We start from the raw sequence: 12,820 nt of genomic DNA, 5'->3' as shown, positions 1-12,820 counted from the left end.
ATAAAAAGGCCCGAAATGGCGCGAACGGTGGCCGCAAGTCCCGAAAATCGCAGGTTTTTACCCCAATTGTTGTGCAGTCCCGCCGTCATTGGCGAAATCCGCACAAGAATTGGGACTATCAAGGACCGGAAACGTCAGTCAGCCGGCACCATCAATGAATGGTGTTGCCGTCGGGAAGCGCCTCGACCGGACGGTCGTCGCGCGGCTCGGACGGGCGGTGCAGCTCGCGCATCAGATCCCGCCAGTCCGGCGACCCGCCGAGCTGCTGGATCAACTGCGTGGAGAAGGCGAAGACGGCCATCTCCAGCGGCCCGTTGTCCTCGGCGTGGGCGTTGACGGTCAGGCATGATTCCGCGGCGCTGACGAAGATGGCCGACGCGATGGCCACCCCAGGTCCCGGCTCGGGCAACGGCACCGGGACCGGGGCGGACCCGGTGGTGCGCAGGGCCGACAGGTTCTCCACCAGCAGGCGGGTGCGGATGGCGGTGTCGATCGCCGCCCCCATGGTGTAGCCGGCCTCCGACTCCGCGGCGGAGCGCAGCAGACGCAACCCCGCGATCACCCCGTGGGCGACGTCGGCGGTGCCGGCGCGCTTGGCCGCCGCCGCGATGGCGGTGCCAAGGATGGCGGTGACCACCGGTGCCATGCTTTCGGCGTCGTCGCCCATGACGGCGGCGTCGGTGGACTCTTCGTGGTTCTGGACCTCGTTCATGCGGCCTCCGATCCGGTGATACCCTGGATGGCGTGCGGCGCGGACCCCGGTTCCCTGCGGAACCGCTTTTTGCTCAAAGGTCCCTCTTTCGATCTGTGGCCTTTCCGGAGGGCATTCAAGCCGCCGGAAGCCGGGAGGGGATGAATCTTTCGATGCGCCACTTTCGCCGATCCCTCCTCTGGGCGAAGCCGCCCGCCATCCCCACATGTGCGGGCAAAAGGAGAAACACCCGATGCCCTTCCTCAGCCTTCTTCTCAACATCCTGTGGGTGGTGACCGGCGGCATCTGGATGGCCGCGGGATGGCTCTTCGCGGCCATTCTGATGGTCCTCACCATCGTCGGCATCCCGTGGGCGCGATCGGCCTTCACGATCGCCTGGTACACCCTGTTGCCCTTTGGACAAACCGCCGTCCGCCGGGATGAGTTCCGTGGCCGCGAGGACATCGGCACCGGCCTGCTCGGCACGCTGGGCAACATCCTGTGGTTCGTGCTGGCCGGCTGGTGGCTGGCGCTCGGCCACTTGGTGGCCGCGGTCGGCCTCGCCATCACCATCATCGGCCTGCCCTTCGCCTGGGCGCACCTGAAACTCGCCCTGCTGGCCCTGTGGCCGGTCGGCACCGAGATCGTGACGGTGGACGAGGCGGAATCCCGCCGCCGCCTGCTCGGCCGCGGGGCCTACTGAGCGGACGGCTCCCGCTCCGCCATGCCCTTCAGCATCACCGAGGCGCGCCAGAAGCCGAGGTCCGCCCCATCCACGAAATGGACGTGCCGGTCGGCGGCGAGGTCGCCAACCAGGCAGGTCACCGTGGAGGCCATCGCCCGCGCCGTGCCGTAGCGGATGCGTCCGGCCGCCGCGTGGCCGGCCAGCATGGCCTCGATGGCGCTGGCCTCCGCCTCCGTCACGTCCAGGACGAGGCGCGGCCCGCCCGCCGACTTGCGGAAGTCCGACCGTTCGGCCATGCCTCGGCGGTAGCGGTCCGGATCGAAGCCGGCCAGCCGCCAGCCGCCCCCCAGCATCGCGGCGAGCAGGGCGGATTTCCCGAGAAGGGACAGGACACAGGCCAGCCGCCGCCCGCGCGGGCGCGTCCGCGCCTCCAGCCACAGCGACCGCCAGGAGGGCGGCCAGCGCACCGCCAGCCGTTCCCCCATGCCGAGCGGCGCCGCCGTGGCGGTCGGCACGATCCGCTCGATGTCGGCCTGGACCCGGGCCAGAATCGACAGCCCCGGACCGCCACCGGGCAACGGATCGACGATCACGCACAGGATCACCCCGCGTCCGCTGTCCACCGGGTTCCAGCGGCAGGACACACCCTCCAGCCCGGTCAGCGGGCCGGGCCGCGGCTCCAGCCGCCAGCGCGGATCGGCCTTCACCCAGGCGTCCGCCGCCGTGACCCCGCGCCCGAGGAACAGGCCGAAGGCGTCACCATTGCCGAAATCCTGCAGGGCGACCAAGACCTCCAGCCCCTCGTCGAGAAGCGCCTGCACCGGCACGAGGCCGACGCGCAGAGGCACGTCCATCTCCGTCGCCGCCCAATGGGCGAGCGCCGCCAGCGCCTGCTCCGCCGCCGCGCGGCGGCCCGGCGGAACCGCGGCGATGGCGCCATCCCCACCGAACTGGCAGGCGGGGGCCTGTTCCGGCTCCCGCACCGCCTCCGACAGGACGGCGACCACCGCGGCGGCCACGAAATTCACATCGCGGTGCCGCCCCTCCGCGGCCAGACGGGTGCTCGCCACCACGTCGGCGACGGCCAGCGACCAGTCGCCGTCCAACGCCGCGTAATGGGCGGGATCGGCGGCTTCGGCGGTGAAATCGTGGATGGACGGCAGAAACATCGCCTTCCTCGCGCCAGGAGGTTCCGGGGATGGGCCGCTGCAGTCTACGCCCCGGCCCGCGCCCTGTGAATCACCCCCGTGAACCGTTCCCCGAACCCATCCGCAATGGACCCATCCCGGATTGTCGCTCCAAGCCGTCCGTTCCATCGTGCCGCCGTCCAATCCGGGGAGGAACGCCATGGGATTCGCGAACGACTGGAAATCCGCCAAGACGGCTTTTGAAACCGCCACCGGCAAGAAGAAGCCGAGCGCCAAGTTCATGGGCGTCTTCCACAAGTCCGGGCTGGAGGACGTGACCAAGGCGCTCGACAGCGCGCTTGGCAAGAGTGACGCCAAGGCGCTGGAGAAGGCGCTGCTCGACTATGTGAAGAGCGCCACCGCCTATCAGACGACGCTGGAGAAGTCGGCCAAGGCCGAAGGCGTCGCGACCATCGCCGCAGAGCTGAAGAAGCTCGGGCAGTCGCTGGACGACATCGGGCGCCGCGCCGGCGTGGCCGTCAACGAGCGTATCGCCGAGATGCGCGAGGACGCCGAAGCGGAAAAGGCCAAGGAGGCCGAGGAGCAGGGCAAGGCTGCCCGCGCCATCGCCGACAAGGTCGCGGTGCAGATCGACGGGCTGCTGAAGACCGCCAACGCCGACGTCAAGCTGCTCGATCAGGCCGCCGCCAACGCCGACCTCGCGCTGCGCAACGTGCTGGAGGCGCAGGGGGCGGGCAACGCCAAGGAGGCGAAGGCCCAGGCCGCCGCGGTCCAGACCGCTGCCAAGGCGGTGGACGCCCAGGCGAAGAAGATCGCCGCGACCGCCGTCCAGGCTGCCAAGCTGTTCTCCCAGGGCAAGGCCGCCGTCGCCAAGATGAAGCTCGACCCCAAGCAGTATGGCGGGCGCGACCCGGCCCAGGGGGCCTTCGACCGGGCGGACGGAATCGTCATGAAGCTCGACCAGATGAAGGATGACGCCGCCCAGGCCGCCAGCGAGGCCGCCGGCATCGTCAAGGAGGCCGCACAGGCGCTGAAGGGCGCCCTGGACCTGCGCGCCACCTACCTGTCGAGCTGCCGCAAGCTGGCCAAGCGGGCGCAGGACGCCGACGCCTTCTACGACACCGTCGCCCGCGACGTCGGCGGGCAGGCCGACCGCGCGCAGCAGGAGCAGATGGTCGCCGACGAGGCGGAGGACGACAAGCGGGCGGCCTCGATCAAGACGGCGACCTTCTACATCACCCAGGTGCGCCAGCAGGCCGCCCAGGCGAAGAAGGAGATCCTCGCCGCCGCCAACGAGATCACCGGCACCCGCAAGTCCTTCCCGGCCATGGTTTCCGACAAGGACCCCGACTTCGGCCCGCTGCTCGCCGAGGCGAAGGTGTCCCTGGACGGGCTGAAGGAATCGCACGCCGCCCTGACCAAGGCCGAGACCAAGATCGACAAGGTCGAGACCGCTCTCAAGAAGCTGGGGTAAGAAGCGCGACCGCCGAAGCCTCCCGCGCTGCCCGGAGTGGGTGGGAGGCTTCGGGCGCGGTCACATCATGACTTCGGTCAGGCTGTCCATCATCTCCCGCTCATGCTCGATCAGCATCAGCTCCTCGCCCATGAAGTCGCGCATGGACACGACGCCGACGACACGGCCGTCGCGGACGACGGGCAGATGCCGCAGGCCATGGTCGGCCATCCGGCGCAACGCCTCGCCCACCGTGATGTCGTGGGCCGCGGTGACCGGGCACGGGGTCATCACCTCCGACAGCCGGGTCTGATCCGGATCCAGCCCGTCGGCTACCACGCGGTCGGTCAGGTCACGCTCGGTGAAGATGCCTTCGATCTGTTCGTCGATGGAGGCGGTGACCACGACGGACGCCACATGGGCGGCCTTCATCTGCCGCGCGGCATCCCGCACCGACGCCCCCGCCGGAAGGCTGATCACGCGGCGGCGGTTCAAAAGATCTCCGATGTTGCGATGCATCATGGCTTTCCTCCTCCAAGTGCGGATGTTTTGGAAGACCACGGCGGCTGTTTTGATTGGTCTGACCGCCGCGCCCGCGCCTCGTCGTCGGCGCGCGCCTCCTTTTGTTGTTCATTTGCGAACGCGAAAAGAATACCGCATCTGCGAAATGCCGAAACGAGCGGAATCTGTCCACAGACCTATTTATCAAGTGTTGAAAAGGTAATCACTTTCTCATCACTTAACGAGCAAAGCCACCGCAAAACAACGTCATGGTTGCCATGTCGGCGCAACATGCGACAAAACCACTCACCATTGCCTGACGGTGGTGGTTCTGGCACGGAAAATCAGACCATTTTCGCTGGCGGATCAAGCTTAACCATTATTAAAGGAAATAGGTCCGAAACTCCGGACAATTGCAGTTCTGTCACGATGTCCTCTGGAAAGGGCCTGGGCCGCCATGTCGTGGTTGTCGAAATTGAGCGGACGAGGCAAATCCACCGCGGCTTCCGCGTCCAACGCCAAGGAACGCCCCACCGATCCCCCGACCATCCGGATCGACAGCCACGAATATGTGCCGGAGGAATTCGTCCTCGGGTCTTTCCGCATCCGCCCCTATGACGGGGACTTGATCGCCAAGCAGCAGTTCGACTTCCGCATCCTCTTCCGGCTCGGCGAGGAACATTCGGATTTCGCCTGCCGGGGCGTCGTCGTGAAGATGGACGAGCAGGCCGGTCTGGTTGCCCGCTTCCACCAGCCGCCGCCGCTCCACACGCGCAAGTTGATCGAGTATCTGAAGCTCTGGAAAGGTCTGTAAACGCCGACCGCTCTCCCCCGCAAAAGGAAGGCCCGCCGTCTCGCGACGGCGGGCCTTCTTCATTCAGCCTTCATGCGGCGGCACCGAACGGACCGCCGGTCAGACGGATTCCAGCGCCTTGCGGCTGTGCAGGGCGATCATCTGCTCCTCGTCGGTCGGGATGACGTAGACGGGGATGCGACTGTTCGGGGCGGAGATCAGCGGGCCGTTGGCCTCGTTCGCCGCCGGGTCGAGGACCGCGCCGAGCCAGGCCAGCTTGTCGCCCACCCGCGCCCGCACCGGGGCCGAGCGCTCGCCGATGCCGGCGGTGAAGACCAGCGCATCGATGCCGCCCATCGACGCGGCGAGCGCGCCCGTCTCCTTGGCGATGCGGAAGCAGAACAGCTCCACCGCCTCCTCGGCTTGCGGGTCCGCGCTGTCCAGCAGGGCACGCATGTCGTTGGACAGGCCCGACACGCCGAGCAGGCCCGACTTGTTGTAGAGCAGCTTCTCGATGGCGTCGGCGCCCATGCCCTTCTGGCGCATCAGGTAGATCAGCACGCCGGGATCGATGTTGCCGCAGCGGGTGCCCATGGGCAGCCCGTCCAGCGCCGTGAAGCCCATGGTGCTGTCCACGCTGCGCCCGGCGTGGATGGCGCACATGCTGGCGCCGCTGCCCAGATGGGCGACAACCACGCGACCGTCCGCCAGTTCGGGCGCCAGCTCCGGCAGGCGGCGGGCGATGTACTCGTAGGACAGGCCGTGGAAGCCGTAACGGCGCACGCCCTCGTCGGTCAGCTCCCGCGGGATGGCGAACATCTGCGACTGCCAGGGCTGGCCGCGGTGGAAGGCGGTGTCGAAACAGGCGACCTGCGGCAGTTCCGGATGGGCCTCGGCCAGCGCGCGGATGGCGGCGAGGTTGTGCGGCTGGTGCAGCGGCGCCAGCGGGATGAAGCTTTCCAGCTCCTCCATCACCGCCGGGGTCAGCAGCACCGGGGCGGCGTGGCGGGTGCCGCCATGCACGACGCGGTGGCCGGCGGCCAGCAGCTTCGCCCCGTCCAGCCGCCCTTCGATCCATTCCAGCAGGAAGGCCAGCAGGGCGGTGCGGTCGGACGGCTCGCCTGCCGCCCAGACCCGCTCGGCCAGCGGATTCTTGGCGGCGTCCTTGGCCTCGAACTTCGGCTCGGTGCCGATGCCGGAGATCTGGCCGTTGATCGTCACCCGCAGCCCCCCCGCCCCGCTTTCCCGGAAGACCGAGAATTTCAGGCTGGAGGAGCCGGCGTTGATGACCAGGATGGCGTTGCCGCCCCCCGCGTTCTGGCTGGTCATGACGGTTCCCCCTCTCACTCGGCCGCGGCGGCGGCGCCACGACGCCGGGCGGCGGCGGCCAGGACGGCCACGGCGCAGGACGCCAGACGGGTGCGCACGTTGTCGGCGCGGCTGGTCAGGATGATCGGCACGCGAGCGCCGAGCACGATGCCGGCGGCGTCGGAGTTGGCCAGGAACGAGAGCTGCTTGGCCAGCATGTTGCCGGCCTCAAGGTCCGGAACGAGCAGGATATCGGCCTGACCGGCGACCTCGGACACGATGCCCTTGGTGCGGGCGGCCTCCAGGCTGATGGCGTTGTCGAAGGCCAGCGGCCCGTCGAGGATGCCGCCCTTGATCTGGCCGCGGTCGGCCATCTTACACAGCGCCGCCGCCTCCAGCGTCGAGGCGATCTTCGGGTTCACCGTCTCGACCGCCGACAGGATGGCGACGCGCGGCGTCTCGACGCCCAGCACCTTGGCGAGGTCGATGGCGTTCTGGACGATGTCGACCTTGTCTTCCAGCGTCGGGTAGATGTTGATCGCCGCGTCGGTGATCAGCAGCGTGCGCGGGTAGGTCGGCACGTTCATCACGAAGACGTGGCTGAGCCGCCGGCCGGTGCGCAGGCCGGTCTCCTTGCGGACGACCTCGGCCATCAGCTCGTCGGTGTGCAGGCTGCCCTTCATCACCGCCTCGCACTCGCCGGAGCGGGCCAGCCGGACGCCGGTCTCGGCCGACGCGTGGGAATGCGCCACGTCCACGATGCGGTAGCGGCTGATGTCCAGCCCGTGGGCCTCGGCGACCGACTTGATCTTGGAGGCCGGGCCGATCAGCACCGGGTCGATCAGGTTGGCCTCGGCGGCCTCGACCGCGCCCTTCAGCGAGCTTTCGTCGCAGGGATGGACGACGGCGGTCGGCACCGGGGGCAGCGTCTCCGTCTTGCCCAGCAGCTCGTCATGGCCGTCGTGCCGGATGACCTGGACCTGCGGCAGCTCGTGCGCGGCGCGGCGGACCTTGCGGGTCGGCGCGATCACCTCGGCGAGGCCGGAAACGACCTCCTTGCCGTCCTGGTTGCGGGCCACGCAATCGAAGACGACGATGTTCTTCTCGGCGTGCTTCTCCTTGGCGGTGACCGTCACGGTGATGACGTCGCCCAGGCCGACCGGACGCTTGAAGCGCAGGTCCTGACCCATGTAGATCGTCCCCGGACCCGGCAGCAGCGTGCCCAGAACGGCGGAGATCAGCGAGCCCGACCACATGCCGTGGCCGATCACCTTGTGGAACTGGCTGTCCGCCGCATACTCCTCGTCGAGGTGTGCGGGGTTGATGTCGCCGGACACCGTGGCGAACAGCTCGATGTCGGACATGGTCAGACGCCGCGACAGGCTCGCCTGCTGGCCGATCTGGATTTCCTCGAAGGTGACGTTCTCGATCATGGCGGATGAGCCGTTCTTGCCGAAGTCGGGGGTGGCGGGCGCGGTAACACGGTCCATTGGAGAAGCTCCTCAATCGGATAGCGGCTCGGAATCGCGTGATCCCCGGGCCGAATCCTCCCGGCCTGCGGATCGCCCTGTCGTCCGCGGCCTTTTTGTTGGACCCCAGGAACGGCCGGCCCGGGAAGGGCCGCCCGCCAGGGGCCGGTTCGGGGTGCCCTGAATAACGCGGCACCGTGAAAGAGATGTGACAGGGTGGCGCATTTCGCGGCTCCGTTGCGGTGCAACAATGTCGCACCCCTCTGTCACCAACCATCTCGCCGCCTTGCCGCACCCCACGCCGCCCGTCTTTGCCGACCGGCGGAAATGTCGTTCCGTCACGGTCTTACGACGGCCCAAGGTCTCGCCCCATGACCTATGTCAAGCGGTTGGAAGACGGAATCCGTTTACTTTCCGGTAACACAATCCACTCGCGCAGCATTGTATCACTGAGCAGGCGCAGCATGGCAAGACCTTGCGCATTGGGGCGCAGGATTGGTGGAACGTTGAGCCTTCCGTGAAAAAGTTGACGATGGGACCCACCCACCCCTGCCGATTCCGCGGCGCACACACACGCCGTGCGCATGCCAGAAGGCTCAGGCACTCGCCACCGACGTGGTGGGTTCTTCGGGCAATGGGTTGTGACGGTCGCCGACCATCACCACGGAAATGGAAAAGACCGTGCCCCTGCCCACGCGCGACCGCACGTCGACCTGATGGCCCAGGATCTGCGCGGTGCGCCGGACGATCGAGAGTCCCAGTCCCAACCCGCGCCCGCTGTCCCGCTGGTCGGTGCCGCAGCGGTAGAAATCGTCGAAGATCAGCTTGAGCTGGTCGGCGGGAATGCCCGGCCCGGTGTCCCACACCTCGACCAGCGCGTGCCCGTCGCGGCGCCGGCAGCCCAGCAGGATCGTTCCGGTCTCGGCGTAGCGCAGCGCGTTGACCAGCAGGTTGCGCACCATGCGCTCCAGCAGCACGGGATCGCTGAGCACATAGGCCGAGGTCGGCACCATCCGCAGGTCCATGCCCTTGCTGGCTGCCTGCTCCGCGAACTCGCGGTTCAGCCGATCGGCGATGTCCTGGAACGGGAAGACCGTGGGGCGCGGCTTGACGTTGCCGGCCTCCAGCGCCGAGGTGTCGAGCAGCGTGTTCAGCAGCGTGTTGCCTGAGGCGATCGCCTCCCCCAGCTTGTCGGCCACCTCCATCTGCTTGGCGTCGGACAGGCGGGCGGACAGGATGTGGTGGAACAGGCTCATCGCCTGGAAAGGCTGGCGCAGGTCGTGGCTGGCCGCGGCGAGGAAGCGCGACTTGGCCCGGTTGGCCCGCTCCGCCTCGGCATGGGCCTCGGCCAGCGCCTCGCGGATGCGCACCCCGTCGGAGATGTCGATGGCGGCGCAGATCACGCCCGACACCGCCCCGACCTCGTCCCGCAGCGGTTCGACGATCAGGTCGAACACCTGCTCCGCGCCGGGCGCCGCGCCGACGCGGACCTCCTGCCGGGCCCCGGTGCCGGAGTCCAGAACGGCCCTCTTCACCGCGTCCAGCCGCGCCGCGTCGTCCGGCGCGTGGATGTCGGCGTTGGTCCGCCCGATGAAGGTCTCCGCCGCCCGCCCGGTCTGCGGGTTGTACATCCACATGTAGCGCAGGTTGCGGTCCAGGCTGAACACGGCGACTCGCGAATGGCGCAGCGCCATGCGGAACCGTTCCTCGCTTTCGCGCAGCGCGCGGGCCATGGCGGCGCGGGCGCGGGCCTCGGTCACCAGAAGGCGCTTGGCCTGCGCCTCGCGCCGGGTGTAGCCGGCCAGCGCGCCGGTCAGCAGAAGCCCCATCACCAGGACGATCCAGGCCGGATAATCCACCGACGCCAGCCCCGGCTCGGACGAAATCGCCAGCGCCAGGGTCCAGCGCCGGCCACCGATCACCAGATCGCGCTCGAGCACCGCGTCCCCGTCCTTGCGGAGCTCGCCGAAGGGAACGCCTTCCCGGTTCTCGGACGCGCCGGTGAGGTCGCGGGACGCCAGGACGCGCCCGCCGCCGCCCGCCGGCCCGTCGAGCAGATGCACGGCCCCATGCAGGCCGTCCACACGGTTGCCCGCCTCCTCCAGGAGGCGGGTGATGCCGAAGACCGAGGAGACGTAGCCGGCGACCTCCGCGCAGCGGTCGGCCCCGTCCATCTCATCCACAGGGTAGCGGTAGACGGGAAGATACAAACCGATGCCGCGCCCGGCCTCTCCCCGCGGACGCGGCGGCAGGGCCTCCGTCGCCGTCAGGTCGCCCGACGCGCAGGCCCGCGCCAGCACCTCCGCCCGGTTGGGCAGGGAGAGGATGTTGATCCCCTGCCCAAAGGCCCCCCCGCGCTCCGGCTCCACCAGCGTGTTGACGAAGAGATCCCCTTGGGCAGCCGCCGGGACCAGGCCGGGACCCTCATCTCCCGTCTCGCCCGCATTCCGAACGGTGAAGTCCCGGCGGCCGGCGGCCCGCATCGCCGCCTCCAGCGCGGGCACCTCCGTCGAGGACACCCGGTTTACCCAGGCGACCGACCACAAGCCGGGATAGAGCGGCATGATCGGCCGGACCGCCGCCGCGAAGCCGTCGCGGTCGGCCGGGCGGGGGTCGGAAAAGGCCGAGCGCAGAGTCCGCAGCAGCAACGTGTGACTGCCGATCCGCTCCGTCAGGGCGTCATGGAACTGGGCGAACTGCCGCTCGTGCTGCGCGCGCTCCGCCTCGCGGTTGGCGGCGCGCATCTGGAAGAAAGCGCCAAAGGTCAGCGTCAGGCCGGCGGCGACCAGCACCGGGACCGCAAACGAGACCCTTCTCCTTCTGTCCAGCAGCGCCATCCCACCCGTTCCCAATGGCGTTTTCACCGAAATCGTCGGATCGTTCGACTATAGCAAGCGGTCCTGCGCCTCGATAATGGAAAAGCCCTTATCCTCCCAAATGGATAGTCGGTTCCAGCGAAAACACCGGGCGCGCCGACTATTGATTGTCGTTTGCATGGGCATTGAGCCCTCACTTTGATGTCAATTCTGCAATACAAGGCGAAGCGCCCCGCCCAAGCATTGGCAGCGACCCGAAACGTTTTCACGACTTCAGGCGTTCGCGGCCGAGAAGCCGCGCCACGGCACCCCGCAGGGCCATTGGCGCCACCGGCTTGTGAAGCAGCGGATAGCCGGACAGCCGCGCCTCGCGCAGGCGCATCGGGTCGGTGTCACCGGTCAGGATCAGGCCGGGCAGCGTGGCGTCGAGCGCCTTGCCGATCTGGCGGATGGCGACGATCCCGTTCATCGCCCCTTTCAGACGCAGGTCGGAGATGACGAGGTCGGGCGGCTGCGGGCCGGGGCCCAGCCGCTCCAGCGCGGCGTCCACCGAGTCCGCGGCGACCACCGCGCAGCCCCATTGGCCGAGCAGCGCGCCAAGCGCATCCAACACCATCGGGTCGTCCTCGATGACCAGCACGCGGGCGCGGCTGACGTCCTCGCCGGGCGCCGTGGCGTTGAGTGCGGCGGGCTCCGCGAGCGCCGGCGGCTCCTCGGCGCCGTCCGCGGCCCGCGGCACCAGAACCGCCAGCATCGTGCCGCGGCCGGGCGCCGAGTCCACCTCCAACCGGTGCCCCAGCCGCCGCGCCAGCCCGCAGGCCAGCCGCAGCCCGAGGTCGATCACCGACGGATCGCCCGCCCCGTCCGGGCACCGCAACTCCTCCCGCAGGATGCGCAGCTGTTCGGGCAACAGACCGCGCCCGGTGGACCACAGTTCGACCCGCAGGTCCGGCCCCTGGCGACGGCAGCCGAGCACGACCCGGCCCCGCTCGGTGTGGCGCAGGGTGTTGGCGATGAACCCCTGGAGAATGCGCTCCAGAAGCGAGGCGTCGGTGGCGATCCGCACCGAGCAGGGCAGCACCGAGAAGCGCAGCCCCCGCCCGTCGAAGCGCGGGGCCGCGTCCAGCGCCACCCGCGTCAGGATGCCGTTGACCACGGGGGCGCCGATGTCCGGCTGCACCAGACCGGCCTCCAGCCGCACGAGGTCGAAATGCCCGTCCACCATGCCGCGCAGCGACTGCACCGCGTTGCCCATGGCGCTCAGCAGGTCGCGCGCCGCCGGGTCGGCCGGGGCGTTTCCCCGCCCGGAAACGCTCTTCCCACCACCACCCGCGGCCCCGTCGAGGCGCCCTTCCAGCGCCCCAAGCAGCAGCGACAGGGCGGCCAGCGGCTGGCGCAGGTCGTGGCTGGCCGCGGCGAACAGGCGGCCCGACAGGTCGGCACCCGCCGCGGGTCCATTCCCGGCGGCCGCTTCGCCGGCAGCGCCCTCGCCAGCGGTGCGGCGGACGAACCCGCCGCCGCTGAGCGGCCAGTCGGTGACGGTGTGGCCGGCTGGCAGGCCGCGGAAAAGAGGGGCCAGCGTTTCCGGCAGGGCGCCCTGGACCAGAAGGCGCGCGGCGCTGGGCAGAGCCTCCGCCTCATCGTTCCAGGCGGACAGCCGGTCGTTGGTGTCGAAGACCAGGACCGCGCCATGCCGCCCCGCGCCTTGCCGATAAGCTCCCTCGCTCGTCACGGGCGGCGCCCCCCTGCCTGCACGCGGTTTCCTGATGACCGGAAGCGGTCCCGAGCAATCCAGGCTACGGAAGCGGCGCCAAGGATCAAGCCCGCCGTTCGTCCGATCCCCTGCAGGATAATCGGGCTGCAGGATGACCCGGCCGCGCAGCGTTCCGGCACGGCGCCCAAAGCCGCTGGCCTTCAGAACATTTGCGTGCATTTTTATATAAAAGTCAAGAAAAG

General features: G+C 69.0%; 10 protein-coding genes. 3 read left to right on the top strand and 7 right to left on the bottom strand.

What is annotated here, in order from left to right:
• Positions 1–151: 151 nt before the first annotated feature.
• A complete protein-coding gene (locus tag H1Q64_RS07620; protein ID WP_237903037.1) occupies positions 152–712 on the bottom strand; it encodes a hypothetical protein in 561 nt (186 codons plus the stop codon).
• Between the two features lie 232 nt (positions 713–944).
• On the opposite strand from H1Q64_RS07620, the gene H1Q64_RS07615 reads away from it, so the two are divergent.
• Positions 945–1,394 carry a YccF domain-containing protein gene (locus H1Q64_RS07615; RefSeq protein WP_237903036.1) on the top strand — a complete coding sequence of 150 codons (450 nt, stop codon included), beginning with the start codon at positions 945–947 and terminating at the stop codon, positions 1,392–1,394.
• Here H1Q64_RS07615 and H1Q64_RS07610 read toward each other — a convergent pair.
• Positions 1,388–2,545, bottom strand: coding sequence for a DUF3095 family protein (locus H1Q64_RS07610; RefSeq protein WP_237903035.1), 1,158 nt, complete (start codon positions 2,543–2,545; stop codon positions 1,388–1,390). The genes H1Q64_RS07615 and H1Q64_RS07610 overlap by 7 nt on opposite strands.
• Before the next feature lie 178 nt (positions 2,546–2,723).
• Here H1Q64_RS07610 and H1Q64_RS07605 point away from each other — a divergent pair, with 178 nt between their 5' ends.
• Complete coding sequence (locus H1Q64_RS07605) at positions 2,724–3,998, top strand: hypothetical protein (RefSeq protein WP_237903034.1); 1,275 nt, start codon at positions 2,724–2,726, stop codon at positions 3,996–3,998.
• A 60-nt stretch (positions 3,999–4,058) separates the two neighbouring features.
• On the opposite strand, the gene H1Q64_RS07600 is transcribed toward H1Q64_RS07605, so the two are convergent.
• A complete protein-coding gene (locus H1Q64_RS07600) occupies positions 4,059–4,499 on the bottom strand; it encodes a CBS domain-containing protein (RefSeq protein WP_237903033.1) in 441 nt (146 codons plus the stop codon).
• A gap of 436 nt (positions 4,500–4,935) precedes the next feature.
• Here H1Q64_RS07600 and H1Q64_RS07595 point away from each other — a divergent pair, with 436 nt between their 5' ends.
• Positions 4,936–5,292 (top strand): hypothetical protein, encoded by a 357-nt coding sequence (locus tag H1Q64_RS07595; RefSeq protein WP_237903032.1) that lies wholly within the window; start codon positions 4,936–4,938, stop codon positions 5,290–5,292.
• Between the two features lie 99 nt (positions 5,293–5,391).
• Here the strand turns inward: H1Q64_RS07595 and H1Q64_RS07590 are convergent, their stop codons facing one another.
• The 4 genes from H1Q64_RS07590 to H1Q64_RS07575 form a co-directional block, all read right to left on the bottom strand.
• Complete coding sequence (locus H1Q64_RS07590; RefSeq protein ID WP_237903031.1) at positions 5,392–6,600, bottom strand: acetate/propionate family kinase; 1,209 nt, start codon at positions 6,598–6,600, stop codon at positions 5,392–5,394.
• 14 nt (positions 6,601–6,614) lie between these two features.
• Positions 6,615–8,069, bottom strand: coding sequence for a bifunctional enoyl-CoA hydratase/phosphate acetyltransferase (locus H1Q64_RS07585; RefSeq protein WP_419468802.1), 1,455 nt, complete (start codon positions 8,067–8,069; stop codon positions 6,615–6,617).
• A 575-nt stretch (positions 8,070–8,644) separates the two neighbouring features.
• Positions 8,645–10,885, bottom strand: a complete 2,241-nt coding sequence (locus tag H1Q64_RS07580; RefSeq protein ID WP_237903030.1) for an ATP-binding protein — start codon at positions 10,883–10,885, stop codon at positions 8,645–8,647.
• 244 nt (positions 10,886–11,129) lie between these two features.
• Positions 11,130–12,596, bottom strand: a complete 1,467-nt coding sequence (locus H1Q64_RS07575; RefSeq protein ID WP_237903029.1) for a hybrid sensor histidine kinase/response regulator — start codon at positions 12,594–12,596, stop codon at positions 11,130–11,132.
• Between the last annotated feature and the right edge of the window lie 224 nt (positions 12,597–12,820).

It is taken from the genome of Azospirillum brasilense, from assembly GCF_022023855.1.
GTDB classification, from domain to species: Bacteria; Pseudomonadota; Alphaproteobacteria; order Azospirillales; family Azospirillaceae; genus Azospirillum; species Azospirillum brasilense_F.
This window is presented reverse-complemented; position numbering and strand designations above follow the sequence as displayed.